This window comes from Hydrogenophaga sp. T2 (assembly GCF_049843535.1).
GTDB lineage: Bacteria > Pseudomonadota > Gammaproteobacteria > Burkholderiales > Burkholderiaceae_C > Hydrogenophaga > Hydrogenophaga crocea.
In genome coordinates this window covers 571,306-597,681 of the sequence record NZ_JBBHZJ010000003.1, presented here as the reverse complement: position 1 = coordinate 597,681, position 26,376 = coordinate 571,306, and the positions used below count along the sequence as shown (strand labels likewise).

General features: G+C 62.9%; 23 protein-coding genes. 13 read left to right on the top strand and 10 right to left on the bottom strand.

The genetic code is table 11. From position 1 onward, the window contains the following. Window positions 1–45: 45 nt before the first annotated feature. Complete coding sequence (locus WDZ95_RS09770) at window positions 46–297, bottom strand: helix-turn-helix domain-containing protein (RefSeq protein ID WP_166228051.1); 252 nt, start codon at window positions 295–297, stop codon at window positions 46–48. A gap of 129 nt (window positions 298–426) precedes the next feature. Here WDZ95_RS09770 and WDZ95_RS09765 point away from each other — a divergent pair, with 129 nt between their 5' ends. The 6 genes from WDZ95_RS09765 (at window position 427) to WDZ95_RS09740 (ending at window position 8,475) form a co-directional block, all read left to right on the top strand. After that, entirely contained in the window at window positions 427–675 is a 249-nt protein-coding gene (locus WDZ95_RS09765) for a hypothetical protein (RefSeq protein ID WP_166228049.1), read from the top strand. Then, window positions 668–2,245: a site-specific integrase gene (locus tag WDZ95_RS09760; protein ID WP_166228047.1), complete on the top strand. Its 1,578-nt coding sequence runs from the start codon at window positions 668–670 to the stop codon at window positions 2,243–2,245. The genes WDZ95_RS09765 and WDZ95_RS09760 overlap by 8 nt, the downstream gene beginning before the upstream one ends. Window positions 2,246–2,407: 162 nt before the next feature. Continuing rightward, window positions 2,408–4,546 carry a hypothetical protein gene (locus tag WDZ95_RS09755; protein WP_166228045.1) on the top strand — a complete coding sequence of 713 codons (2,139 nt, stop codon included), beginning with the start codon at window positions 2,408–2,410 and terminating at the stop codon, window positions 4,544–4,546. An 8-nt stretch (window positions 4,547–4,554) separates the two neighbouring features. Beyond that, window positions 4,555–6,303, top strand: coding sequence for an AAA family ATPase (locus WDZ95_RS09750; protein ID WP_166228043.1), 1,749 nt, complete (start codon window positions 4,555–4,557; stop codon window positions 6,301–6,303). 186 nt (window positions 6,304–6,489) lie between these two features. After that, window positions 6,490–7,473: a tripartite tricarboxylate transporter substrate binding protein gene (locus tag WDZ95_RS09745; RefSeq protein WP_166228041.1), complete on the top strand. Its 984-nt coding sequence runs from the start codon at window positions 6,490–6,492 to the stop codon at window positions 7,471–7,473. A 75-nt stretch (window positions 7,474–7,548) separates the two neighbouring features. Continuing rightward, complete coding sequence (locus WDZ95_RS09740) at window positions 7,549–8,475, top strand: EamA family transporter (protein ID WP_166228039.1); 927 nt, start codon at window positions 7,549–7,551, stop codon at window positions 8,473–8,475. A gap of 24 nt (window positions 8,476–8,499) precedes the next feature. Here WDZ95_RS09740 and WDZ95_RS09735 read toward each other — a convergent pair whose 3' ends face one another. Genes WDZ95_RS09735 through WDZ95_RS09720 form a run of 4 tightly spaced genes read right to left on the bottom strand, consistent with a single transcriptional unit; the run spans window position 8,500 to window position 13,027 of the window. Then, window positions 8,500–9,432 carry an electron transfer flavoprotein subunit alpha/FixB family protein gene (locus WDZ95_RS09735; RefSeq protein WP_166228037.1) on the bottom strand — a complete coding sequence of 311 codons (933 nt, stop codon included), beginning with the start codon at window positions 9,430–9,432 and terminating at the stop codon, window positions 8,500–8,502. A gap of 13 nt (window positions 9,433–9,445) precedes the next feature. After that, window positions 9,446–10,195, bottom strand: coding sequence for an electron transfer flavoprotein subunit beta/FixA family protein (locus WDZ95_RS09730; RefSeq protein ID WP_166228035.1), 750 nt, complete (start codon window positions 10,193–10,195; stop codon window positions 9,446–9,448). A 17-nt stretch (window positions 10,196–10,212) separates the two neighbouring features. Beyond that, a complete protein-coding gene (locus WDZ95_RS09725) occupies window positions 10,213–11,010 on the bottom strand; it encodes an enoyl-CoA hydratase-related protein (protein WP_166228033.1) in 798 nt (265 codons plus the stop codon). Next, complete coding sequence (locus WDZ95_RS09720) at window positions 11,000–13,027, bottom strand: CaiB/BaiF CoA-transferase family protein (protein WP_166228031.1); 2,028 nt, start codon at window positions 13,025–13,027, stop codon at window positions 11,000–11,002. The genes WDZ95_RS09725 and WDZ95_RS09720 overlap by 11 nt, the downstream gene beginning before the upstream one ends. A gap of 133 nt (window positions 13,028–13,160) precedes the next feature. Between WDZ95_RS09720 and WDZ95_RS09715 the strand changes: the two genes are divergently transcribed. From WDZ95_RS09715 to WDZ95_RS09700, 4 genes are read left to right on the top strand one after another with little or no spacing between them, the layout of a single operon-like run. Then, window positions 13,161–13,964 carry an alpha/beta fold hydrolase gene (locus WDZ95_RS09715; protein WP_166228029.1) on the top strand — a complete coding sequence of 268 codons (804 nt, stop codon included), beginning with the start codon at window positions 13,161–13,163 and terminating at the stop codon, window positions 13,962–13,964. Between the two features lie 10 nt (window positions 13,965–13,974). Beyond that, window positions 13,975–14,757 carry an enoyl-CoA hydratase/isomerase family protein gene (locus WDZ95_RS09710; protein WP_166228027.1) on the top strand — a complete coding sequence of 261 codons (783 nt, stop codon included), beginning with the start codon at window positions 13,975–13,977 and terminating at the stop codon, window positions 14,755–14,757. Window positions 14,758–14,759: 2 nt separating this feature from the next. Further along, the gene (locus WDZ95_RS09705; RefSeq protein WP_166228025.1) at window positions 14,760–16,841 is read left to right on the top strand and encodes an acetate--CoA ligase family protein; all 2,082 of its coding nucleotides are present in this window, start codon (window positions 14,760–14,762) and stop codon (window positions 16,839–16,841) included. Window positions 16,842–16,890: 49 nt separating this feature from the next. Then, complete coding sequence (locus tag WDZ95_RS09700; RefSeq protein ID WP_166228023.1) at window positions 16,891–17,634, top strand: IclR family transcriptional regulator; 744 nt, start codon at window positions 16,891–16,893, stop codon at window positions 17,632–17,634. Window positions 17,635–17,640: 6 nt separating this feature from the next. On the opposite strand, the gene WDZ95_RS09695 is transcribed toward WDZ95_RS09700, so the two are convergent. From WDZ95_RS09695 to WDZ95_RS09680, 4 genes are read right to left on the bottom strand one after another with little or no spacing between them, the layout of a single operon-like run. Beyond that, window positions 17,641–18,987, bottom strand: coding sequence for an MmgE/PrpD family protein (locus WDZ95_RS09695; RefSeq protein ID WP_166228021.1), 1,347 nt, complete (start codon window positions 18,985–18,987; stop codon window positions 17,641–17,643). 9 nt (window positions 18,988–18,996) lie between these two features. After that, window positions 18,997–20,142, bottom strand: coding sequence for an acyl-CoA dehydrogenase family protein (locus WDZ95_RS09690; protein ID WP_166228020.1), 1,146 nt, complete (start codon window positions 20,140–20,142; stop codon window positions 18,997–18,999). A 5-nt stretch (window positions 20,143–20,147) separates the two neighbouring features. Next, window positions 20,148–20,930, bottom strand: coding sequence for an SDR family NAD(P)-dependent oxidoreductase (locus WDZ95_RS09685; RefSeq protein ID WP_166228018.1), 783 nt, complete (start codon window positions 20,928–20,930; stop codon window positions 20,148–20,150). A gap of 21 nt (window positions 20,931–20,951) precedes the next feature. Further along, entirely contained in the window at window positions 20,952–22,109 is a 1,158-nt protein-coding gene (locus tag WDZ95_RS09680; RefSeq protein ID WP_166228016.1) for an acyl-CoA dehydrogenase family protein, read from the bottom strand. Between the two features lie 98 nt (window positions 22,110–22,207). On the opposite strand from WDZ95_RS09680, the gene WDZ95_RS09675 reads away from it, so the two are divergent. Continuing rightward, entirely contained in the window at window positions 22,208–22,693 is a 486-nt protein-coding gene (locus WDZ95_RS09675) for an AAA family ATPase (RefSeq protein WP_166228014.1), read from the top strand. Between the two features lie 357 nt (window positions 22,694–23,050). Here WDZ95_RS09675 and WDZ95_RS09670 read toward each other — a convergent pair whose 3' ends face one another. Continuing rightward, window positions 23,051–23,953, bottom strand: coding sequence for a LysR family transcriptional regulator (locus tag WDZ95_RS09670; RefSeq protein ID WP_166228012.1), 903 nt, complete (start codon window positions 23,951–23,953; stop codon window positions 23,051–23,053). Window positions 23,954–24,076: 123 nt separating this feature from the next. Here WDZ95_RS09670 and WDZ95_RS09665 point away from each other — a divergent pair, with 123 nt between their 5' ends. Both WDZ95_RS09665 and WDZ95_RS09660 read left to right on the top strand, forming a co-directional pair. Beyond that, window positions 24,077–25,282, top strand: a complete 1,206-nt coding sequence (locus WDZ95_RS09665; protein WP_166228010.1) for a CaiB/BaiF CoA transferase family protein — start codon at window positions 24,077–24,079, stop codon at window positions 25,280–25,282. Beyond that, a complete protein-coding gene (locus WDZ95_RS09660; protein WP_166228008.1) occupies window positions 25,279–26,322 on the top strand; it encodes a hydroxymethylglutaryl-CoA lyase in 1,044 nt (347 codons plus the stop codon). Before WDZ95_RS09665 ends, WDZ95_RS09660 begins: the two co-directional genes overlap by 4 nt. The last annotated feature ends 54 nt before the right edge of the window (window positions 26,323–26,376 follow it).

The window sequence follows — 26,376 nt, the reverse complement described above, 5'->3', positions numbered from 1 at the left end:
ACTGAACGCCGAACTCGGCCGGAAAGGGATTGCTGGCTGGGAGGGTCAGGTATGTGATTCGGCGGGAGCCTCACCTTCATCAGGCAAGTGCTCCATGAGGTCCTCGACTTTGCAGTCGAAGTAGCTGCAGAGCCGATCGATCGTCTCGGTACCTGTCCCGTATCCCTTCTGGTTGAGGATCTTCGACAGGGTCATCCTGTTGAGTCCCGTTGCGGTCGCGATCTCGCTGATGCTGATCCGGCGGCCGTCAGCGAACTGCTTTTTCTCGATCATCTCGCCGAGCTTGAACCTGATCATGATGCGTTTTGGCGTCAAGCGATAAAAATTTTTATCAAACGACTTGCAAAACGAGCAGAGTCGCGTAAGATATGTGGCAAGTGATGAATATTTCTATCACTTGATCGTTCCATCTTACAGGAGAGACTCTTGGCTCAGCCCACTTACCTCACCACAGATGAGCTGTCCCAGCGCATCAAGTACGACGCCCGGACCATTCGGGAGCGGCTGAAGGACAGCGTGCTCATCGAGGGTACCCACTACTTTCGGCCGTTCGGTGGCCGAAAGATCCTGTTCCTGTGGGAGGCGATCGAGCGCGACATGCGCACACCGTCGCTTGACACCCCAGTCGGGATGTCCGCGATCCCGATGGCCAACGGAGCGATGGTCCATGGCTAAGGTGGTCGCTCGCAAAGAGACGGGCAAGCTCGTCATCGACTTCACGTACAAGGGCGTCCGCTGCCGCGAGCAAACCGCGCTCGACGACACCCCGCGAAATCGCAAGATGGTTCAGGCCGTGGTCGACCGCTTGTTGGCTGCAATCAAGAAGGGCACCTTTGTCTACGGGGAGTTCTTTCCCGGCAGCGCGAATGCGGCTCGCCTGACCGAGCGTCAATCCGTGGATGCTGAGCCAGTCACTGAGGTCAACGATGTGCCCGTAGGCCCCACCTTCAAGACCTTCACCGATCAATGGCTGCAAGAGCACAGCATCGAATGGCGCCGCAGCCACATCCGCTCGCTGCTGTCCACGATCGAAGGTCGGCTGTACCCCACCTTCGCAGAAAAGGTGGTCAGCAGTATCACCAAGTCCGATGTTCTTGCCTTTCGCGCCGCTCTCGCCAAAGAACCAGGTCGCGCAGGCAAGGCTGGTCTCTCAGCCAAGCGCATCAATGAAATCATGGGCACGCTCAAGCAGATCCTGGAGGAAGCCGCCGACCGATTCGACTTTACGTCGCCCGCGTTGAACGTGAAGCGCCTGCGCGTGCGCAAGAGCGACGTGCAGCCGTTCTCGCTCGCCGAGGTCCAGATCATCCTGGCCACCGTGCGCGCCGACTACCGCGACTACCTGCAGGTGCGCTTTCTTACTGGCATGCGCACGGGCGAGGTCAACGGTCTGAAGTGGAAATACATCGACTTCGAAAGCCGCCTGATCCTGGTGCGCGAGACCCACGTGCTCGGTGAGGACGACTACACCAAGACCGATGGCAGCCAGCGCGACATCAAGATGAGCCAGCCGGTGTTCGAGGCGCTGCTGCGCCAGCGCGAGATCACATTCGGCAACTCCGACTACGTGTTCTGCAACCTGCTCGGTGAGCCGCTGGACAACACGAATTTCACCAAGCGCATCTGGTACCCGTTGCTGCGCCACCTGGGTTATGAGCTGCGCCGGCCGTACCAGATGCGGCACACAGCGGCGACGCTCTGGTTGGCGTCAGGTGAAGCACCGGAGTTCGTGGCGCGCCAGCTCGGACACACCAGCACCGAGATGCTGTTTCGGACGTACAGCCGCTATGTGCCCAACATGACGCGCCAGGATGGCAGCGCCATGGAGCGACTGCTTGCGAACCAGTTCGCCAACGGTCCCCTCGTGAAATACGAGCCCGACGATGTGTCTCCGGCGCCGAAGCGCCTGGCCGCCCCCAAGGAGCCCATCCAGGCACAGACCGTCGTGCCGCGTCGCACGTCACCCGATCTGTACGTGCCAGCCAGTCAGGCGTCTGCCATGCCCGTGCCCAAACCACGCGGCACGGTGGGCGCCAAGCTGATCGGGGTCACCCAGGTTCCAACGACCACGCCTGCGGATACCGGCAGCGCCGCAGGTCGCTCGAATGGCCCGCGTGAGGCCAACGCCCAGCCGCCACCCGCAGATGGCGGGCTGAGGCCGCAGTGGCCCATGCGCATGGCGATGAGTTTCGCCTGCGCGGGCGCCGTGAGCAGCTTCAGGCCGCAGGCGGCGCTGACGCACTAGCCGGCAGCAGCCCCTTAACAGCAAGAAGAGTTTTCTCAGTCCGTTTGGGTTTTCGCGAACAGCGAAGGCGCAGGCGGGCGGGGCGGGCGGAGCTTTGCCTGCTCACCACCGACATCGCTTCAGACACCACAACCGAATCCACCAACTTTCAAGGAATCCAGCATGAACACGAACCACAAGACCAACGAACTGAACACCGCCCAGATCTCGAACCAGATGCTCGATCAGGCTAACAACGGCGCCGGCCACATCCAGCCGCACACCAACCCGGTTGCCCACGCCCTGGCCATGCCGACCATCCTGCATGAGCTCTCCAAGAACATGGGCGAGTTCGAGAAGAACGTGCGCAGCCAGCTGTCGGCGCGCCTGGGCAAGAAGGCGGCCAACGACGGTGCGGGCGCTGAAGGCGCGGATCGTTCTGGCCTCAGTGCCGGCATGGGCACCGGTGGCTTTGCCCCCTACGCCGTGTCTCCCGGCGAAGAGATGCCCAACGTACTGGGTGAACTCGCCGAGCCCGGCTCGGTGTTTCGGATGAACACGCTGCTGAGCGCTTCTTTCCCGCTTGGCCCCGTGGGCCCGTACACCAACCACCACGGCCAGATCTGCCAGCGCCGCGAAGGCAGTGTTTCCATTGCCCTGCTCGGCAGCGGCGACCAGACGCTCGTGCTGCCCACGCCCTCGGAGCAGACCGAGATCGCCCAGGCGGCCTCTCCCCGCGTGCGCTGGATCCGCGCCGCCAAGACCCGGGTGCCGGGTGTGCCTGGTGACGCCTTGCTGGTCACGGGCATCGATCAGCCGCGCTCGGGCCGTGGTTCTGGTCCCTGGATGCTCGATCACTTGGGGCTCTCGGATGGCATCACCGCCGACTTGCACCACGCCATCTTGAGTTTGAAACCCGCTCACCAGGCGTTCGTGATGTCCGCCATCGCCCGGGCCGACATCGAGCAGGCGCTCGTTTCCCTGCTGCCCGAGGTGCGTGCGCGCAGCGTGGTTCACCCGCTGGCCCTCGGTGTGGCCGCGGCCGAGCAGGTCAATTCCTCTGAGCTGACCCGCGACGAAGTTTCTCTGGTTCGCCTGGCCTGCCTGATCGCCGAGCTGGGGTCGCTGCACACGGCACCGGATCTGGTGTCGGGTAGCGGCTATTCCTCCAGCGAAGCCCTGGCCCGTGAGCGCGAGGCTGAGCGCGCCGCGCACCCGCTGACGCAGCTCACGCTGCGCGGCCTGCTCACGCGCTTCATCAACCTGGAGCCGATGAGCGCAGAGGCTGATGGCCAGGGTGGCATGAAGCAGGCTGTCAATGATGGGGTCTGGCTGCAATTGCTGCTCTCGGACGCGGTGCACCAGCAATACCGCATTGGCAGTAAATACGGTCCCCTGGGCAAGAACCCGGTGAACCCGCGCTTTGCGCTCATGGCGCAGACCTTCTGTGATGCCATGCAGCTGGCACGCCGCGAAGCCTATGCCAGGCTGCGCGATGCGCGTCCGGATCCTCAGCAGCCGCTGCCTCTGGAGCCTGTCCCCACGCTGGTGACCGCGGCCCTGGCCAGGGTCCCTGGGGACTCGGCTGAAGTGGGTGCGGGCGCCACGAAAGCCGGCCGCGAGTCGGTCGGCGAAGTCGACGATCGTGCGCAGGGCAATCTCGACCTGGCGTACGAGCCCGACGAAGGCCCGCTCACCGAGATGCCACAGATCGACGACAGCGAGGACGACGACGTTTCTCCCTTGCTGATGTCCTTGATGGCCTTCCCGCATGAGCCGGTGCAGCTGGATGAGACCCGCCAGGTTCGCTGGCCGACGTCTCGTCGAGATTCTGGGCGTGGGGCTGGACCGGATGCCGAGCCTGGACTGCGCACCTACGCCGACCGCAAGCTCCCCTGGCCGACCCCGAACCGGGCCTGGGCGGCCGGCATGCTCGATGGCGACGGCTGCATCAGCATCGTCAAGCAGCGCTACCCGAACCGCTCCGCCACCTACCGCCTGGTGGTGCAGATCACGCAGAACTGCCTCAAAACCCTGGAGCACTTCCGCGAGTGCGTGGGAGAAATCGGCCCGATCCACGAAGTGACCCGCCGGATCAGCCACAACAAGCAGGTCTACGCCTTGATGTACTCCGGCCCCGGAGCGGTTCGGGTGGTGCAACGTCTGGCACCCCACCTGGTCCGAAAACGCGCCGAGGCCGAGGTGGCCCTGTCCTTCATCGAGAACGGTCAAGTGGGCCGACGCTTCGGTGCGCGGGGCGTGCCGGTGGAGATCGAGCGCATCCGCATCAGCCACTACAACAAGCTGCGCGCGCTGAAGTGAGGTTGAACATGACTGACTTCAAGAAAGACGTCGATCCCAGTGGCCAGGAAGACATGTCGCATGAGCCATCAACGCAGGACGAACCGCAAGCCCAGGTCCCCCGAAAACTGACGGGCTCAGAGGTCGTGGACTTGCTGCGTCCGATGATCAATCCGAACTTCAAGTTCGTCCCCAAGCCGAGCACATCAGTGAACGCTGTGGGGAACACTGAAGCGATCAAGAAGCGCCGCCCGGCCAGCTTCACCGCCAGGCCCACGGAAGGCCGCGCGCGGCTGCACAACGAGAAGACCTTCGTTGTCTACCACCGCTTTGCCGACGACTACCGGCTGGATCTCATGCTGCCTCCGGGCGTGGGAGAGCAGTTCGATGCTCTGAAGGAGCGCCTGAAGAAGGAGGACAACGAGAAGAGGGCTTGGGAGGCGTCGAACCCCGAGCCGGCGGAAGACAGGGCGCGCCTGCGCAGGCTCGTGAAGCAGGAGGAAGAACGCCGCGAGCAGGAGCAAAAGAGGCTTGCCGCGGAGCGCGCCGAGCGCGACGCAAAAGAGAACAAGGAAAGGATCAAGGCGCGCCTCAGGAGCATGGGGGTCGATCCGGATCAGTCCGGGTTCAGGAACCAGGTCTCCAAGCTGCCGGCGTCCCAGCGGCTGCGCGTCTACCGAGAAGACAACGTGCAGCGCATGGCGAGTGCTGCGCAGAGCGTGGACTCGGACATCAAGAAGCGCAATGAGTCCATCGGCTTCATGCTCAACGCGAAGGGGCCCTGGCGGCGCCTGGGTGCGCCCGAGTCGGTGGATGCGATCCTGGCATTGGAGGGGGATCACCCGCACTTTGGTGAAGTGATCCAGTTCGTGGCAAACCACGTGGCGCTGCAGAAGATGCGCAGCCAGGCGCCAGGGCATGAAAGCGCAGAGAGCGCGAAGAGCGCGAACGATGCCCAAGCCAGCGGAACGGGAAAGAAGGCCCGAGCAGGGAAGGGCAAGTCCAAGGCGGCAATCGCGGACGCGGGCGTGCCAGGAGAAGAAGAGGGCAAGCCGCCGGTTCGCCTGCCGCCGTTGCTGCTCTTCGGGCCTCCTGGAGTGGGCAAGACCCACTTCTGCGAGTCCCTGGCCAAGGTGCTCGGCGTGCCGGTGCGCCGCCACCCGATGGATCAGGCCGAAACCTCATCAGCCTTGCTGGGCTCGGACATCACCTGGGGCAACTCGCGCTACGGGTTGATCTTCGATCTGCTGGGACTGGGTGAGTACGCCAACCCACTGGTGATCCTGGATGAGCTGGACAAGGCGCAGGTCATCAGCAAGACCTCAGGTGGGATCTCGTCGCCAACCGGCGTGCTGCACTCGCTGCTCGAGCCGGTGTCAGCAGCCAATGTGCGCGACATCAGCCTGGACCTGGAGCTCGATGCGAGCCAGATCACCTGGATCGCCACGGCCAACTACCCGTGGTGGGTGCCGGCGACGCTGCGCTCGCGCTTCAAGGAGTTCCTGATCACGCCACCGGATGCGGAGCAGGCGATTCAGCTTTCAAGGAGCGTGGTGAAGCACGCGCTCAAGGCGGCGGGGTTCGGAGTAGGGGAGCCGGATAAACGAATCGTAGTGGCGCTGGCGCACTTGAGTGCGCGGGAGATCTATCAAGTGACGTTGGCGGCGGCTGCGACGGCGGCGCGGCGCGGGGCACGAGAACTTCAAACGAAGGACTTGCCAAGGGAAATCGTTGCGGAGGAGGCAGGTGCGCAATGCAGGCTTTCTTGGACGCACTGAGGCCGATTGCACGTCCACTCTTAACAAGGTGTCGTTGAGACCGACGGCAGCCCACAGTAGGTGTTTACCTGTAGCCGGACCAGGGGTGCTTGTCGGTGCGAAACAATCTTGCTAGCATTTGTTCGAAACGAGTTTCAATGAATGAAACCTCAACGCATCGCTTCAAGCACATCACCAGGAGACTCCATGCGCATCCATCTGAAAACACTGCTGCTGGCCACTGTCACCCTTGCGCTGACCGGCACGGGCCACGCACAAGACGGCAACTATCCCAATCGCCCCATCAAGCTCATCGTCGGCCTCTCGCCTGGCGCTTCATCAGACACTGTGGCCCGCGAAGTGGCGCGCGGGCTGACAGAGAAACTGAAGGTTCCTGTCGTGGTGGAAAACCGTGCGGGCGCAAACACCATCATTGCCTCCAACCTGGTGGCCAAAGCGCCGGCCGATGGGTACACGCTACTGGTGTCGAGCAGCATGAACGCCACCAACCCCTGGGTCTACGAAAAGCTGCCCTACGACTACAACAAGGACCTCAAGAACATTGTTCTGCTGGGCATGGCCCCGAACCTGATGGTGTCGTCCACCAAGAGCGGCATCACCAGCTTCAATCAGTTCATTGATCACGCCAAAAAGAACCCCGGCAAGCTCGCCTACGGTTCGGCTGGCATCGGCTCGGTGCACCACCTGCTGATGGAAATCATTGCGCTGCGAAATGGCATTACGCTGAACCACATTCCCTACCGTGGAGGCGCGCCTGCCATTCAAGACGTGCTGGGTGGCAACCTCGATACCTATTTCGGCACCATCTCCTCCACCAAGTCCGCCGTGGATCGGGGGTCGATGAACGCATTGTTCGTGACCTCGCACCAACGCTCGAAGTACATGCCGAAGGCCGACACACTGGCCGAGCACGGCATCAAAGGACTGGAGTCTGGCTATTGGCTGGGCTTGGCAGCGCCGGCAGGCGTGCCTGACGCGATCGTCAAGCGGCTGAATGACGCCGTCAACGAAGTGCTCAAGGACCCTGCCGTGCTCACGCATCTGGACGGTCAAGCCATCGAACCTCGCGGCGGTACTGTGGCCGACATGGATGCATTCTTCCAACGCGAACTGGTGTTCTGGAAAGAGGCTGCGCAGGCCGCCAAGATCACACCGATGGAAGCCAAGTAATCCGTATCCACCCTCTCGACCGACAGGCTTTTGCGGCCTGTCTTTTATTGGGCCCACGGCAAGCGGTCCCTGTTTATGAATGCACTTCCCGAATGGGTGTGGATCGCAGCTGTTCTTGTGGCTGCGCTGACCCAGACCATTCGCAACACCGCACAACGATCGCTTGCCGACAGCGCCGGACCGGTGGGCGCATCGCTCGCCCGCTTCTTGTATGGTCTGCCGTTCGCGCTGCTGTGCGCGCTGGCCGTTCAGGCGTCCTTCGGCGCACGCAACCCGCTGCCCGACGTGAATGGCATGTTCTGGCTGTGGCTGGTGGTGGGTGCGATCGCGCACGCGCTGGGCAGCGTGTGCCTGATGTCGGCCATGCGTTCAGGCAGCTTCGTGGTGGCAGTGGCGTTGTCGAAGACCGAGGTGGTGCAGATTGCCGTCTTCGCCACCATCATCCTTGCAGAGGCCCCCAACGCCTATAGCGCGGCGGGCATGGTGTTCGCGCTGCTAGGAGCCTTGCTGCTCTCAACCCGCGGCAAGGGGCACCATGCGGCCGCTGCCAGCCGCAGGCAAATTTTGCTGAGCACGTTTTATGGCGTGGCCACCGGCGCGTGCTACGCCTTGGCAGCCGTGGGTTATCGCGCCGCAGGCCTTGAACTCACCAACCTCGGTCATTCGGCCATCCTCGTCGCCTGTTGGTGCGTGCTCCTGGCACAAGGGGTGCAGGTCGGAACGCTGGGTCTTTGGATGCTCGCACGCGAACGCGCCTCGGTACTTGCCATCTTCACCGACTGGAGGCTTTCGCTTGCCGCAGGCTTCGCGGGCACAGCTGCCTCGGTTGGCTGGTACATCGGCTATGTGCTGCGTCCCGCGGCCGACGTGCGCGTGCTGGGCATGGTCGAAGTCGTGTTCAGTTATCTCGTCTCACGCCACCTGCTGGGCGAACGGCCTCGACTGCGCGAAAACATCGCCATCACCCTGGTGGTGATTGGCGCGATCTTCGCGTGCCTTTGACGACAGGCGCGGAGGTCTAGGTAGTCAGGCCGCCTTGACCAGCGCCGGCACGGCCTCGAACAGATCGGCCTCCAGCCCGTAGTCGGCGACCGAGAAGATCGGCGCCTCCGGGTCCTTGTTGATCGCCACGATCACCTTCGAATCCTTCATGCCCGCCAGGTGCTGGATGGCGCCCGAGATGCCGGCCGCGATGTAGAGCTGCGGCGCCACGATCTTGCCGGTCTGGCCCACTTGCAGGTCGTTGGGCGCGTAGCCCGCGTCCACCGCCGCGCGGCTGGCGCCGATGGCCGCACCCAGCTTGTCGGCCAGCGGCGTGATGACCTCGTCGAACTTCTCGCTGCTGCCCAGCGCGCGGCCACCGCTGACGATGATCTTGGCGGCCGTGAGTTCGGGGCGGTCGCTCTTGGCAATCTCGGCACCCAGGAACTTGCTCTTGCCCGAGTCGGCAACAGCAGTTGCGCTTTCCACGGCGGCGGAGCCACCGGTTGCCGCAGCCGGGTCGAAGCCGGTGGTGCGCACGGTGACCACCTTCACCTTGTCGGCGCTCTGCACGGTGGCAATGGCGTTGCCCGCGTAGATCGGGCGCTCGAAGGTGTCGGCGCTGATCACCTTGGTGATGTCGCTGAGCTGCGCCACGTCGAGCAGCGCGGCCACGCGCGGCGCCACGTTCTTGCCCGCGGCGGTGGCGGGGAAGAGGATGTGACTGTAGCTGCCCGCGAGCGCGATCACCTGCGCGGCGACGTTCTCGGCCAGGCCGTGATTGAGGCCCTCGGCGTCGGCGTGGATGACCTTGGCAACGCCCGCGATCTGGCTGGCGGCTTTGGCCGCGCCGGCGGCGTTGTGGCCCGCGATCAGCACGTGCACGTCGCCACCGCAGGCAACGGCAGCGGTCACGGTGTTGAGGGTGGCGCCTTTGATGGACGCGTTGTCGTGTTCGGCAATAACCAGTGCAGTCATTTCAGTGCGCTCCTCAGATCACCTTGGCTTCGTTCTTGAGCTTCTCGACCAGCGCGGCCACGTCGGCCACTTTCACGCCAGCACCGCGCTTGGGCGGCTCGCTGACCTTGAGGGTCTTGATGCGCGGGGAAACGTCGACGCCGAGGTCCTCGGGCTTGACGGTTTCCAGCGGCTTCTTCTTGGCCTTCATGATGTTGGGCAGCGTCACGTAGCGCGGCTCGTTCAGGCGCAGGTCGGTGGTGATCACCGCCGGGGTGCTGATGGACAGGGTTTCGAGACCGCCATCCACTTCGCGCGTGACCTTGGCGGTGGCGCCTTCGATTTCCACTTTCGAAGCAAACGTGGCCTGCGGCAGGCCCGCGAGCGCGGCCAGCATCTGGCCGGTCTGGTTGCAGTCGTCGTCGATGGCCTGCTTGCCCAGGATCACGAGGCCGGGCTGTTCCTTGTCCACGAGCGCCTTCAAGAGCTTGGCAACCGCCAGCGGCTGAAGTTCCTCAGCGGTCTCCACCAGGATGGCGCGATCCGCGCCGATGGCCATGGCAGTGCGCAGGGTTTCCTGGCACTGCGCGACGCCGCAGGAGACGGCGATCACTTCGGTGGCCGCGCCTTTTTCTTTCAAGCGCACCGCTTCTTCCACCGCGATCTCGTCGAACGGGTTCATGGACATCTTCACGTTGGCGATGTCCACACCCGTGCCGTCGCTCTTGACGCGAACTTTCACGTTGTAGTCGACCACGCGTTTGACGGGGACGAGGATTTTCATTCTCGGACTCCTTTGACTCAGGCGCGGCTAACGCGGTACTTGCGGTAGTCGGGTTTGCGCTTTTGCAGAAAGGCGGTAATGCCTTCCGAGTTCTCTTCGTTTCCGTAGATCGATGCCAACAACTCGGCATTCGGGAAATAGGAGCCATAGAACTCCTGATCGGAGCCCGCGTTCAAGGCCAGCTTGGCGATGCGGATGCTCTGCGGGCTCTTGTCGAGAATGTCTTGGCACAGCGCATCGACGGTCGCATCGAGATCTTCGGCCTTCACCACCTCGTTGATGAGGCCCATCTCCAGCGCCTGTTGTGCGGTGTACTGCCGGCAGGTGTAGAGCATCTCGCGCGCCTTGCGCTCTCCCACGTAGCGCGCGAGCAATTGGCACGCTCCCCAGATCGGCACACTTCCTACGCGAGGACCAGTCTGGCCGAACTTCGCATCCTCGCTCGCAATGGTCATGTCGCAAAAGAGGTTGATCTCATTGCCGCTTCCCACGCAGAAACCACGCACTTTGGCGATGATGGGTTTGTCCATCATGCGCATCACTGACGAGAGCGCAAACAGGCGGCGCATGTGTTTGCGGCCCACCTCTGGCACGCGGGCCTGCTGGTCGCGGATGTCGCCACCAGAACAGAATGCCTTGTCACCTGCGCCTGTGAGCACCACCACGCCCACCGTGGGATCGTCAGCGGCCATATGCATGGCGGCCGTGAGCTCTTCGTAGGTGCGTGGACGCACGGCGTTTCGCACCTCGGCGCGATTGATGGTGAGGGTGGCCACGCCACCTTGCGCTGTGTACAGAATGTCTTCAAATTTCATCGTTCTCTCCATTGGCAACTGAATATGCTTGGCGCGTGTGCCAAGCGATGTGTTCGCGGCTGGGCGCGCCAATCAGCCCGCCGATTTGTGGTGGTGTGCGGGCCAGCCGCATGGGTGAGGCCAGTACCTCCCATTGCTGGCCTAGTGTGTCCCTGCACGTCACGATGAGGGAGCGGGACTGGGTCTGCGCGTGCATGCAGGCTTCGGCCACATTGGCCACCTGCGTTGGTACTTTCGAAGTGGGCGCGGCTGCTCGATTCCAACGATGCTGCGTGGCCCATGCGCCTACGTCTTGCATCGAGATATCGATCGCGCAACCACGACCGATCTCGTCGCGCCGCGCCAATGCCGCGACGATCGCCAGGAACCCCGCCTGACCGCCAAGAATGTCCGCCGACGAGATGCCGGTCTTGACGGGCATTCCCTCGCTCTGTGTTGCGTCCATCATGCCGGACATCGCCTGAATGACCGTGTCGACGGCCGCACGCCCGGGATAGACCGACTCCAGGCCGAAGCCCGAAATGCCGCAGTAGACGAGACGCGGATTGAGTTCGCGCAAGCGCTCATAACCCAGGCCCAGCTTGGCAAGGGCGCCGGGCTTCATGTTTTCGACCAGAACGTCGGCGTCTTTCAGCAGCTCGCACAGGTAGGAACGATCGGCTTCGCTGCGCAGATCGAGCGCTACGCTTCGCTTCTCACCATTGCTCGCAACAAAGAAGTGGCTCACCCCGCCGCGCAATGGCGCCCAGGCACGTGCGCTTTCTCCTTCTGGTGGTTCGACCTTGATCACGTCGGCACCGAAGGTGGCCAGGTGACGCGCGGCCAGCGGTGCGGTGGTGAGTTGGCCGATCTCTACCACGCGCAATCCTGGCAGCGCTTTCGACGGGATTTCACCGTGCTCACGTGTGCGTGGGATCCGCGGCACCAGCGTCGACAACTGAGTGCGCGCCGAATCGCGTTTTGGCACCGCGCTCGTCACCGGCGGCTCACCCAAGAATCGAAAAATCGCGTTCGACACCCACACGGCCTCATCGGTGAGGGGATTGGGCACCGAATAGAGCGACCGGCGCAGGCGCAGATTGGGTTCACTCGGCAGATCGTGTATGCACACGATGCGACCACAAGGAATGCCCTCTGCGCTCAAGCGTGCTTCCAACGCGTCGATCGGCTGCTTGGAAGTCCAATCACGCACCAGCGTGTCGATCTCCTCGCGGTGCGTCAAGCGCGAACGGAGTTCAACATAGCGCTCGACGCCTTCGACTGCCGGCCCAATACACCGCGCGATACGTCGCCATTGCGCGTCGTTGGTCGTGCAGATCAGAATCCAGCCATCGGAGGCTGGGTAGGCGTTCCATGGCACCGCCATACCGTGACCATTTCCCAGCCGTTGAGGTACCCTGCCCGAGTAGTGCGCGGTCATGAATGTGGTCAGCGTGCTGATCGCCACATCAAATAGTGCGATCTCTATGGACTGGCCCACGCCGTGGCGGCGATACACACTCAGGGCCACTGCTATCGCGCCCGCGGCATATAGCCCGGCCGACATGGCGATCACGGGCACACCTAGCGGCGTGGCCTCACCATCGGGCAACCCGGTCGTGTCCATGATGCCGCTCAGTGCCTGCAACTCGGCTTCATCCTTGCTTTGTCCCGCGAGCGGCCCGCTTCGACCAAACGACGTGATGTCGCAGACGATCGGGCATTCCGCAATCGCACCAAGCCAGGATTCCGGCCAGCCATCGCCATCGAGGTCCGAACTCAGGACCACAACCTCGCAGGCGCGGATCAGTTGCACCAGTGCTTGCACGTCACTGGCGTTCCCCGGGTCGGCCAGCAAGCTGTGCTTGCCCGCCGTGGCAGAAATTCGGTCGGCCCACTTGCCTTGAGTGTTCGCGGTGCGGGGCTCCACCACATACACCGTCGCACCCAGGTCAGCGAGGAGGCGACCACACGTCCCGGCGGCAACGCTGACGCCAAGCTCAACCACACGGATACCTGAATAGGGCTGTTGCGACATCTCGCTTCCTGCAGGCCAGCGGCGCCAGACGCCAGCGGCCGGTCGTTGTTCGGGCAGATGCCCATAAGTTTCACTAGTCAAAATTGATTTCAATGGATAGAATACACGAAATCACTTCGGAAGAGAACCCCTGATGCAGTCTTACGGCCCCCTCTTCTATTCGACCGGACTGGCGGTCCGATCGACCGGAACCGGCCCCGCACTCGTGCTGCTGCATGGAGGCTCGGGCTCGCGCACGCACTGGGCGCGCAATGTGCCGGAGCTGGCCAGCTCGTTCCAGGTGATCACTCTCGATCTGCCCGGTTTCGGTGAATCCGCCCGGCCGTCGCAAGAGATGCCTGTTTCCGATTACCTGGCCTGGGTCGCACACGCCGTCCGCCTGGCAGTGGGCGAGCGTGAGTTTCATCTCGTCGGATTCAGCTTCGGCGGCGCCGTGGCAGCGGGTGTGAGTGCCCTGCTAGCCTCGAATGGCCGTGCTCCCACGCGCCTGAGTCTGCTCAGCCCCGCAGGCTTTGGTCCACCGGCCGGGCGCTCCATCGCATTGGAGAAGGTAAAGGGCATTGACCCTGCCGACGCGCGCGTTCTGCGCGAGGCCACAGCTCGCAACCTGGGGCGCTGGATGTTGGCCCGTGAACCCGACCCCCAGGACCTCGCCATCGACATCCATCTGCGCAATGTGGACCTGGCCCGCTTCGACAGTCGCCAGGTGAGCCATCAGGCTTCGCTGGTCGACCACGTGCGCACCGCGAACGTGCCCACGCAGGTACTGCTGGGGCAGGAAGACCCGCTGATCTTTCCATCGCTGCAGGAACGAATTGATTTGCTAAGGCACGCGCTGCCGAGTGCGCGTGTCGAAGTCATCGAAGGCGCCGGTCACTGGCTCGCTTATGAGGCCAGCGACACCATCAACCAAACGATCCGCCAATTCCACCTTTGAGGAGAACACCATGAGCTATCAGACCATTAGTACCCGAAAGGAAGGCCCCGCTTTCGTCATCGAACTCAACCGACCCGAGCGACGCAACGCGGTGAGCGAGCAGATGATGGACGACATCATGGCGGCGTTCCTCGAGGTCGAGGCGCGCAAGGACGTGTCGGCCATCGTTATCAGCGGCGGCAAAGACTACTTCTCGGCTGGTGCCGATCTCAACGAAGCCTTTCAGGTGAAAACCGCTCAAGAGGGGCGTCGCTACTTCAGCCACTGGCACCGGCTCAACGACGCGCTGGAGCAGTCTTCCAAGCCTGTTATCGCGGCCATCGAAGGCTTCTGCATGACGGGGGGGCTGGAACTCGCACTCGCGGCCGACCTGCGCGTTGCGAGCGAGAACGCCACCTTCGCCATCACCAGCGCGCGCATCGGCACGGTGGCGGGGGCTGGTGGAACGCAACGCCTGCCGCGCGTGGTGGGCCTGGCAAACGCGCTCGACATGCTGTTCGCTGCCGAGCCTATCGAATCGGTCGAGGCGCTGCGAATCGGCCTGATCAACCGCCGCGTGGCCAACGGGAAAACGCTCGAAACCGCGCTTGCAATGGCCCGGCATTACGCCTCGCGCGCACCGCTGGCGCTCGCGTTTGTCAAACGCGCAGTGCACCGTGGCATGCAGATGGACCTGACCTCGGCGATCGAGTTCGAGACCATGCTCGTGACCACGGTCTATGGCACGGCCGACAAGGCGGAAGGTATCTCAGCCTTCCTGGACAAACGCACGGCACAGTTCAAAGGGGAATGAGGATGTCGACTCTGGCGGAGGCCGTATTCCGGCCCAAGACCATCGCACTCGTCGGAGCCTCTGCCGACCTCGCCAAACACGCTGCGCTTCCGCAGAAGCACCTGACGCAACACGGCTACACCGGAACAATCTTTCCGATCAACCCGCGTCGCAGTGACATCCAGGGCCTGCGTGCCTACCCGAAGGTGAGCGACGCGCCAAGCCCGGTGGACCACGCCTACATCATGCTGCCCACCGAGCACGTACTGCCCGCGGTCGAGGACTGCGTGGCCTCGGCGGTGCGCTGCGTCACCATCATGTCCAACGGGTTTTCGGAAGCGGGCGAAGAAGGCCAGGCTCGACAAGAGACGCTGCTGCAACTGCTCGCCGGGTCTCAGACCCGCCTGCTGGGACCGAATGCGCTGGGCATCGTCGACCTGCACGCACAGGTGGCCTTGTCAGCCAACGAGGTGCTGTCGCTGCCCGCGCTACCAAAAGGTGACGTGGGCTTGATCTCGCAGAGCGGCAGCATGCTGGGCGCCATCCTTTCGCGCGGTGCGGCGCGCGGCGCCGGCTTCTCCAAGCTCGTCTCCGTTGGCAACGAGGCAGACATCTCCATCGCCGAACTCATCGAGATGATGGTTGACGACCCGGACACGCGTGTCATCGAGTTGTTTATCGAGACCATTCGTTCACCCGAAGCACTGCGTGCTGCTGCGCTCAAGGCCCATGCTGCCAACAAGCCTATCCTGGCCTACCGGCTGGGCCGTTCCGCTATCGGCCAGCACCTGGCGGTCTCGCACACCGGGGCGCTCACTGGCAATGGCAAGGCCACTTCGGCCTTCCTGCACGACATCGGCATCGCAGAGCTCAACAACTTCGAAGCCCTGTTGGACGCACCAGCTCTGTTTCGCCGAGGCCGCGGGGCAGGCGCGCGCATCGGCGTCATGTCCACCACAGGCGGCGGCGGCGCGCTCATTGTCGACAACCTCGGCGAACGCAACATCAACGTGGCCCCGCCCACGCCACGAATGCAGGCTGCACTGGCCAACAAGGGCATCCACATCGGCGACGCGCCGCTGGTGGATCTGACCTTGGCGGGGACCAATGCGGCCACCTACGGCGCGGTGCTCGAGGAGTTTCTGCAGTCGTCGGAAATCGATGCGGTGGTCGCTGTGGTGGGCTCGTCCTCGCAGTTCCGGCCCGAACGAGCGGTTGCACCGATCCTGAGCGTGCAGTCCAGCAAGCCGGTGGCGGTTTTCCTCACACCCAATGCAGAGCGTTCGCGCCAGTTGCTGCGCGAAGCCGGTGTTGCGGTGTTCTCGCAACCCGAGGCCTGCACCGACGCCCTGTCAGCTTGGGCGCGTTGGCAGGTCCCACGCGTGCATCAAACCGCTGGCGCCAAGCCCGTATTGCCCGGTGATCACCAGGCGGGCCAGACTTTGAGCTCGGCCGATTCGCAACGCGCGTTCGCCGCACTTGGCATCCCCCAGGCGCAGGAGTGGACGCTGCCCCCCACGCCCGCGACTTGGGACGCCGCGTCGCTCGACAACGTTGCCTTTCCCTGCGTGCTCAAAATTTCTTCCGCCGACGTCCCGCACAAGACCGAGATGGGTGGCGTGCAACTCGATATCGCCAACGCGCACGAACTTCGATCGGCAGCCGAGGCCATGCTGCGGCGCGTCTGCGAGGCTGTACCGCGAGCCCGTATTGACGGCTTTCAGGTGCAGGAGATGGTCAAGGGACTGGCCGAAGTGCTGGTGGGCTATTCATACGATCCAGCGGTCGGACCTATCGTATCGGTCGGCCTGGGGGGGGTGCTGGCCGAGCTCTACCAGGATGTGAGTATTCGCCCCGCGCCGGTGTCGATCGATGTGGCGCGCCAGATGTTGAGTGAGGTCAAGGCGTTCGCGCAACTCTCTGGTTACCGCAACCTGCCGCTGGGCGACATCGACGCGCTGGCGCACGCCGTGGCGCGGGTTTCCGAACTCGCACGCTGCACGCAGCCACGCGTGGCCGAGGCCGAGATCAACCCTCTTGCGGTTCTGCCTGCAGGCCGTGGCGTGCGGGCGCTGGACGGCTTGGTGATGATCGGCGACTGCTAATATCCGGCGCCACCTTGGCGCCAGCCACACTCAAGAAAGCGTTCATACCGTGCGAGCCGTCGATCGAATCTTTTCGGTGCTAGACGCATTCACTCCGGACAGGCCCAAGCTTGCGCTGCAAGAGATCAGCGACCGCATCGAGTTGCCCAAAGCCACGGCCTTTCGTCTCGTCAACAGCCTGTGCGACGCTGGATACCTGGTGCGACTGGACGATCAGAAGTACTGCCTGTCGATGAAGCTGATCAAGCTGGCAGGCGTTGTCGCCAGTGGCTTGAACATTCGCGATGTCGCGCATCCCATCATGGTGGAGATCGGCAATGCAACAGGCGAGACGGTCAGTCTGAATACCGCGATTGGCATGGACCGCGTGTGCATTGACGTGATCGAGTCGAGTTCGAGGCTCGTGCATATCGTCAAGCTGGGTGAACACGCGCCGCTGTTCTATGGTGCTACAGGCAAGGTACTGCTGGCACACCTGTCGAAGGAAGAACAAACCGCGACCATCAAGCGGCTGCCGACAGATTTCCCCTCCAGCGCGAGCGAACTCAGGGCAGAGTTGGAAAAAATCCGGAGCCAGCGTTATGCCATCACGCGCAGCGAACGCGTGAAGGGTTCGTTGGCGATTTCGGTCGCCATCTTTGACATCAACGATCGCGGCCGCTACGCCGTCACGGTCACCGGTCCTGAGGATCGCATGCGCGGCGTTCTGGATCGCAACCTCACGCTCATGCTCGACGCGCAGAGTGACATTTCTTCGAAGATGGGCTCGGGGGTGTTTTCCGTAGTGAAATGAAGCGCGTCAAAGCAACTGCAATCGCAGCGAGCGCACGTCGCGCACCTGGTCGATATTCCAGAGTTGATCGAGCAGTTTCTTCGCACCGTCCGTAGAAATCACCGGCGACGCGAGCTCAAGAAACTTTTCACTCACCTGTTCGTCCGTGAGAGGCGCTTCTGGATCCCCGATCCGATGTGGCTGAAAGTGATTGAGCACTTGTCCACTCTTGAGCACCACTTGCACGTTTGCCGCGCGCATGCCGGGAAAGCGTCTCGTGAGTTCGGGGTCGGCCCGCAAATGGATGCGCGGCATCAGGTTCCGCACCGTGACGTCGAAGATGCGGTCGATATCAAAAGCCGCCATGCGCACCGAGCCGTGGTGTGCTGCGTGGGCCACCGCGTATGGGATGCTGAACTTGCATTCGAACGGCGACTTCGGCTCACGAATTCCCGCCACCTCCACCGCCGCACCGTAGGTCGAGATCTCGATGGACTCTATGTCGTTGACGCCGAAGCCGTGCTGCGCGCGCAATGCCAGCAAGCCGTCGATGGAGGCGAAGGTGTGGCCGCAGCAGCCGTGGTTCTTCACCGTCACGCTCTCGATGTTGAAACGCGAGCCGAGCCCTTCGGTGGCTTTGGACCAGTCGGGGCCATCTGCCAACGCCGCCCCGAATCCTGCCGAGCCCTCAAGGATGTCGAGCACACCGGTAACACCGCTTTCAGCGCCAAATGCAGACGTGACACCCACCCAAGCTGCATGCCCCGCATGCAGTGCCTTGGTCATCGCGTCGGAGCGGAAGGCCTGCTGCAGGCCCGAGGCAAACGTGGCCGAACTGGCCAGCGCATGTGCGGTGACTTCGGCCTTGGGTGAGAGCAGCACCGCGGCCGCGGCCGCGCCGCCAAAGCACCCCACCGTGCCGGTGGTGTGGAAGAACTTGTAGTGCGATGGTTGCACGGCCACGCCGATGCGGGTGGAAATCTCGTAACCCACCGTGATCGCCTCCAGCAAACGCGAGCCGGATGCGCAGAGGTGCTCGGCCACAGCCAGTGCCGCTGCCACGGTGGGACATCCAGGGTGATAGATCGCGTCGCGAAAGATGTCGTCGAATTCCACGGCGTGTGAGACGCTGCCATTGATCCAGGCGGCCGTCGCGGGAAACGAGGTGGTCTTCAGCCCGGGCAAACTGGCATTGCCGACGCCCAGTTCATGTCGGTGCGCGGCCATGAGGTTGGCCGCAGGCGCGATGCGTGTCCCGGGAAAAAGCGCGGAGAACCAGTCCACCAGCGCACGCTTGGCCGCGTGGCTCACTGTCGGTGGCAAGCCGTCAGCCACTTGTCTTGCCGCGAATTGCGCGAGTTCATCAATCACCATGGCTGAACCTCAGAGCGCGCTGTGGCCGGTGATGTCGCGCCCGGCGATCAGCGTCAGTACCTCGTAGGTTCCATCAGGAATGGTGAGCATCTTGATGTCGCGGGTGTGCTGCTCGACGCCGGTCTCGGTGGCCAGACCCATGGCGCCACACAACCTCATCGCTATGCTGGCCGCGCGCTCCGCCACCGCTACGCCCTGGCGTTTGGCCATGGCCGACAAGGCCTGCGTTGAGGCGCCGCGGTCGGCGGCGTCGAGCGCGCTGTAACACAGCAGCCGAGCGCTCTGGATCGAGGCGTCGATATCGACCAGTGCCTCCTGGATGAGTTGCTTGCTCGCCAGCAAAGCACCAAATTGCTCGCGCCCTTTGACATGCTCTATCGCCACGTCGCGTGCTCGTTCAGCGGCCCGCAGGCCCAACAAGCCCAGCAGCGGTCGATTGACGAGCCAAGCTTGAGTAAGCGTCTTCATGGTGCTGTTTTCGCTGCCGATCGCGTTGCTTCGAGGTACTGCGACTTGGTCGAAGGTCAGCTCGCTCAGGTGACCTTGCTGCAGCCCTACGCAGGGGATTTCGCTGGCATGGAACGGGGAGACCTCACGCTCCACGATGTAGCGACGAAACTCGCCATCTTTCTCGGATTTCCCCGTTACGAAGGCCACATCGGCGATCGTCCCGTTGGTGATCCACTGCTTGGTTCCGGTCAGAAAATGCATCGCACCGTCGTCTGACTCGCGTGCGCGCAACCGGATACTTCGCGGGTCCGACCCCGTGGTCGGCTCGGTGGACGCGGTGCAGGCGATCTTGCGGCCCGCGAGCAAGTCGGCGATGAGTTGCGGAAAATCCTTGGTTGCACCGCTTGCACACAGGCGTGAGGTGGTGCCATCGTGTGCTATCAATGCGAGCGCTATGACCGGCGGCAACTGCTCGAAGGCGAGACCGTACTCCAGCGTGCTCAGGCCGCTGCCACCTTCTTCTTCTGGCACGCGCGCGCCAGTGAGGCCGAATTCGGCCAGCACCTCGAAGATCTGCAGCATGACTGCCTTTGACAGTGGCTGGTTTTTCGGGTATTTGGCCAGCCACGGATAGAGCTTCTGCTCCGACAACCGGATGGCGGCGTCCTGGAGTTGGCGTTGATCAGAAGTGAGATCGAAGTTCATACCCGTTACACCATCGTAAAGCCGCCATTGATGCTGACCACCTGGCCCGTCATCCAGGCCGCGCGGTCACTGAGGAGAAACGCCACCATGGGCGCGATGTCGCCGGGTTCTCCGATGCGCCGCAACGGGTACATCTTCTGGACCGTCTGCACGCGGCGTTGATACTTCTCTTCACCCATTTGTGCACGCATCGCTTCCTCGCGCTTCATGCGAAGTGGTGTGTTGGTGGCGCCGGGCGAGACGATGTTGGCCGTTATGCCACTGGGCCCCATCTCCTGTGCAATCGACTTGATCAATGCCGTCACGCCAGCTTTGGCGGCCGCGTAGTACGACAGGCGCGCCTGTCCGCCGCGGGCCGAGTCAGACGAGAAGCACACGATGCGGCCTGACTGCTGGGTTTTCATGATCGGGAGCAGGGCGTGCAGACAGTACATGGGACCGAGAAGGCAGACGTCGAGCATGCGTTTCCAATCTGCAGGAGACGATTCCTCGAAGGTCTTGTCATCCAAGATCGCCGCACAATTGACGAATCCGTCGATGCGACCGTAGGTCTTCATCGTTGCCTCCACCATCGCTTGCACCGACTGGGGTTGCGTAAGGTCGACTTCCACGAATGAAACCTGGGTGCGTGCGCCCAGCTCGGCAACGGCGGCCTGGCCCGCGCTGACATTGACGTCAGCCAGCATCAGGCGCGCACCGGCATGCGCCAGCTCACGTGCCACCTCTAGGCCTATGCCCTGCACTCCGCCGGTGATAAGCACCGCCTTGTCCTGCATTCCAAGATCCATCGATGTCTCCTATGAAACCCTTTACCCGACCTTCGGCGCGCGTTGCGGAAAGCTGCGTTCGAACACGCCCTCGGCAATGCGATTCTTGAGCATTTCGATCGAACCACCTGCGATCATCCAGCCGCGAATGCGGCGCACGCAGTACTCGACGATCGATTCTTGGCTGAAGCCCATGCCGCCCATCACTTGCAGTGCTTCGTTGGCCACGAACCATCCGGCCTCGTTGCACGCGAGCTTGGCCATGGCCGTGCTCTGTGCACTCGGCAGGTCATGTTCTCCTTCCATCGCTGCCTTGTACAAAAGCAGTTGCGCCTGCTCCAACCGCATGTGCATGTCGGCGAACTTCCACTGCAGTCCCTGGAATTCGCACAAGGGTCGTCCAAACTGTTTGCGGTTTAGTGCGTGCTCGCGTGCAATGTTGAATGAGTGGCGGCCCAGGGCCAACGAGCGCGATGCATTGCCCAGGCGCTCCACATTGAAACCAGCAATCTGCTTCTTGAATCCCCCTGGGCCCAACAGCAGGTTGCTGGCTGGTACCCGTGCGTTCTCGAAGTACAACTGGCTCCACTGCTCGCCGTTCATGAAACTCGCAGGTTTGCCGACGGTGAAGCCCGGCGTGCCCTTCTCGATCAACACGGAACCGATGTTCTCCAGTCCCGGGCCAAATCGCACGTAGACCAGAAAGAGCTCAGCCTCGGGGCTGTGGGTCGAGAAGATCTTGCTGCCATTGATGAGGTAGCCATCGCCATCGGCTGTGGCACTGGTACGCAACTCGGTCACCGCAGAACCCGCATCGGGCTCAGTCATGCCCAGCGAGATGAGTTTTCGCCCTCCCAGCAAGTCAGGAAGGAAGCGTTGTTTTTGTTCGTTGGTGGCGTACTCCACCATGGTGCGGATCGGACCGAAGTTGCCGGCCTGCACGATGTCGGCGCTCTTGGGGCATACCAGCGCCACCTCCTGAATTGCCAACACCGCCTGCATCAGGGTGCCACCTTGGCCTCCGTCTGCTTGAGAAAAGGCGATGCCGAACAGGCCTTGCTCCGACAGCATGCGCGCGACCTCCCATGGGTAGCTTGGGGAGTGGGCACGCTCCAGCGCACCGCCGGCCAGCTTGGCACGAGCGAAGCGGGCGACGGCGTCGGCAAATGCTTGGTCATCCGGGCTGAGTTCGAAGTTCATGTGTAGCACCTTCATGGTTTCGTACAATAAAACCGGTTTCAATGGATAGCATACACGACTTTTGATCATTGAGGTGGTCATCACGGTGGCATGGCTTCATGCTCAACGCGAAAGGGCCTTGGCGGCGCCTGGGTGCGCCCGAGTCGGTGGAGGCCATCCTGGCGCTGCAAGACGATCACCCGCACTTCGGTGAAGTGATCCAGTTCGTGGCGAACCATGTGGCGCTGCAGAAGATGCGCAGTGCGGCGCCAGGACATGAAAGCGCGAAGCGTGAAAACGGCGCCCAAGCCAGCGGAACGGGAAAGAAGGCCCGAGCAGGGAAGGGCAAGTCCAAGGCGGCAATCGCGGACACGGGCGTGCCCGGTGAAGAAGAAGGAACGCCGCCCGTTCGCCTGCCGCCCTTGCTGCTCTTCGGGCCGCCGGGGGTGGGCAAGACCCACTTCTGCGAATCCCTGGCCAAGGTGCTCGGCGTGCCGGTGCGTCGCCACCCGATGGATCAGGCCGAATGGGCTGCTGCCGGTCTCGTTGACACCGACCTAAGCTTCTTGAGCTTGCTCGAACTGTGCGGGACTGAGATACCCTGACTCGACCGTGAAGGACATGGCGACGCTTACATTGGTCACTGACCATCTCTTCTGGCCGGGGATCCCCCAGATGCTGGGTTGGGTCGAGGGCCTGAAGCAGAAAACACCCTCTAACTATGTTCCTAAACCATCCGAAGCCATGACAGCGGAGTTCCTCGATCGATAGACGCGGGTCATACAGAGACCTGGCCACGCCTCCTCGCGATCCCGCAGTGCGAACGACCTTGTCCCAGCGAGTCGGCGACAGCGCAAACTGCTTGGCTCGGATGCGTCGGAGACAGCCTTTCCAGGCACGGCTACGGTCGGGCAGAGATCAACACGGGGGCGCCTCCTCGTGTGCAACAGCTCAAGGGGTATTCACGGTTTGGCCACCGGCGTGCTGGCGCGTAAGTGGTCCACCAGCAGACGGCCCACGCGAGACAATGAGTCGTCTGATCGTATGCACAGTGAGAGTTGCCGGTGCGCCCAAGGCTCAGCAAGGCGGACAGCACGAATTGCCAGTGTGCCGTGGTAGAGGCTTGCACTTTTGCGCGGAAGAACGCCTATGCCCAGGCCTGCGTGGACCATGAGACACAGCGCGTCAAAGCTCGTGACCTGGATGCGCAACCTCAGCGGCAAGCCCACAGCGGAGGCCGCCGTAGTAAGCAGGTTGTTGATGGCACTGCCGGGATGCGCACCCACAAAGTCATAGGCCAGCGCGTCGGCCAGCCGCACGCTTTTGCGCCGCGCCAGTGGGTGGTCCTTGGGCACCGCCAGTATCAGTTCGTCCAGGTGGTAAGGCAGCAATTCGATTCTCTCGCCGTAGTGGCCTGCATTGAGAATGCCCACGTCGGCCGCGTTCTCAGCCACTGAGCGCGCGATCACGGTGCTTATCTGCTCTTGCAAACGCACGTCCACCTGCGGGTACAGCGCCATAAAGCGCTGCAGCTCGGCGGGTAGAAACTGTGTGATGGCCGAGATGTTGGCCACGATGCGTACGTGACCGCGCACACCGCTGCCGTACTCTTGCATTTGACTGGCAATGCCGTCCATGTCGTTGAGGACACCTCGAGCCAGATTGAGCAACGCAAACGCGGCGGCGGTGGGTTCAGTGCCCTTGTTGCTACGGGTGAAAAGGCTCACACACAGTGAGGCCTCCAACTCAGCCATCCGGCGGCTAACGGCCGACGCGGCCAAATGCTCGCGCGCGGCCGCAGCAGCTATGGTGCTTTCCTTCATCACGGCAACGAACAGGCGCAGGGAAACAGGGTCGAGCTTCATCGCGAGTCGATGATAGCGTGCCATGCCGTATTGCGATGGCAGCCTCACGCATCAGCGTTTTGCAGAGCCCAACGTTGCGCGCATCATTCCCTTCACATGAGACAACATCGAATCAATTCTTCAATGGGAGGGGGCCTCGCCGCCGGTGCCCTGCAGGGCTTGCGCGTGATTGAAATGGGCCAACTCATTGCCGGCCCCTTCTGCGGCAAGACGCTGGGCGAGTTCGGCGCTGATGTCATCAAGATCGAGGCGCCCGATGGCGGCGACCCGCTGCGCTCCTGGCGCCTCGTCAAGGAAGGTACATCCGTTTGGTGGCAGGTGCAGTCGCGCAACAAGCGATCGTTGGCGCTGGACCTGCGTCAACCGCAGGGCCAGGAAATCGCTCGCCTCCTCATCGCTGAGGCTGACGTGCTGATCGAGAACTTCCGGCCCGGCACCCTTGAAAGTTGGGGGATGTCGCCCGATGAAATCCACGCGCTCAACCCAGGGTTGGTGATCCTGCGCATTTCGGGCTATGGCCAGACAGGGCCCTATCGGGACCTGCCGGGCTTCGGCGCCATCGGAGAGGCGATGGGAGGCTTGCGTCACCTGACGGGTGAGCCCGGGCGCGCGCCAGTGCGAGTGGGCGTTTCTCTCGGTGACACCCTGGCCGCGCTGCACGGCACCATCGGCGTTCTGATGGCGCTATATCACCGGAATGTGCATGGCGGCCCGGGGCAGGTGATCGACGTAGCTTTGCACGAAGCGGTGTTCAACGTGATGGAGAGCCTGATCCCCGAATACAGCGCCTTCGGCGCGGTGCGCGAAGCCGCTGGCAGCGCGCTGCCAGGTATCGCGCCCAGCAACGCGTATCCCTGTCAGGACGGGTGGGTGCTGGTGGCGGGCAATGGCGACAGCATCTTCAAGCGGCTCATGGGCGCCATTGGCCGGCAAGACCTGGGCGATGCGCCCGACCTGGTCGGCAACGCCGGCCGGGTGGCTCGGGTGGACGAGATCGACACCGCCATCGCGGCCTGGACCGTCGTGCACACCGTGCAGCAGGTGATGGACATCCTGGCGGCCGCCCGTGTGCCGGCTGGGAAGGTCTACACCGCCAAGGACATCGCCGAGGACCCGCACTACCGAGCTCGCGACATGATGCTGCCCCAGGTCACCCGAGATGGCTATACGGTGGAAGTGCCCGGCATCGTGCCCAAGCTCTCCGCAACGCCCGGCAGCATCCGCAGCAGTGCGCCACACCTTGGTGACGACACCGACACCGTGCTCGCTGAGGCCGGCCTCACGACGGAGCAGATCGGGTTGCTGCGCACCAAGGGGGTGATCCGATGAACGCCAGTGTCTGGAACGGCTCGGGCCGGCGCATCCGCATACAGGAGGTAGGCCCACGCGACGGCCTGCAAATGGAAGCCCGGTTCGTGCCGACCAAAGAGAAGATTGCGCTGATCAATGCGCTCTCCTCCTGCGGGCTGGAGAAAATCGAGGTCACTTCCTTCACATCGCCTGCCGCTGTCCCGGCGCTGCGAGACGCTGAAGTTGTGATGCGTGAGATCGAACGGCGCCCAGGTGTCATGTACACCGCCCTGGTGCCGAACGTGCGCGGCACGGAACGGGCCATTGAGGCCCGAGCCGACGAGGTCAATCTCGTGATGTCGGTGAGCGAGACACACAACCGCTGCAATCTGCGCATGTCGCGCAGTCAATCGCTTTCGGCGCTGACAGAGGCAATCTCCCTGGCACGCTCATCCGATGTGCCAACGAATGTCTCGCTCTCCTGCGTTTTTGGATGCCCCATGGAAGGAGACGTTTCCAAGGAAGAAGTGTCTGACTGGATACAGCGGTTCGTCGACATGGGGGTGCAGGGCATCACGCTGTGCGACACCACCGGCATGGCTTTCCCGCTGCAGGTGGTCGAGTTGGCGACGCATGCCCGTTTGGCCCAGTACACGGGAGTGGACTTCACGCTGCACTTTCACAACACGCGCGGCATGGGTCTGGCGAACTTGCTGGCGGCCATAAGTACTGGCCTCGACCGGTTCGATGCAGCCTTGGGCGGGCTGGGAGGTTGCCCGTATGCGCCTGGCGCCTCAGGGAACGTTTGCACAGAAGAAATCGTGCACGCCCTCGATCTCATGGGCTACGACACCGGCATAGATTTATCCCAACTCGTAGAGGCGGCCGCCCGCTTGCCCAGTCTGGTCGGACACGATGTCCCAAGCCAGATCGTCAGAGCCGGGCTCCGCCTGGATTTGCACCCCATACCGAACGATGCGGGCATCAAGTCCAAACCTGGAATGGTTGCAGCAGGTGCCAAGCGCCAGACAGTGGACGCCCATGCTCCAAGCCCACTTCTACTGACTAAGCACAGATGATGTCTCAGCAAGTTCGACGCCAATGGGTACATATCCAGTACCCCGAGCCCGCCC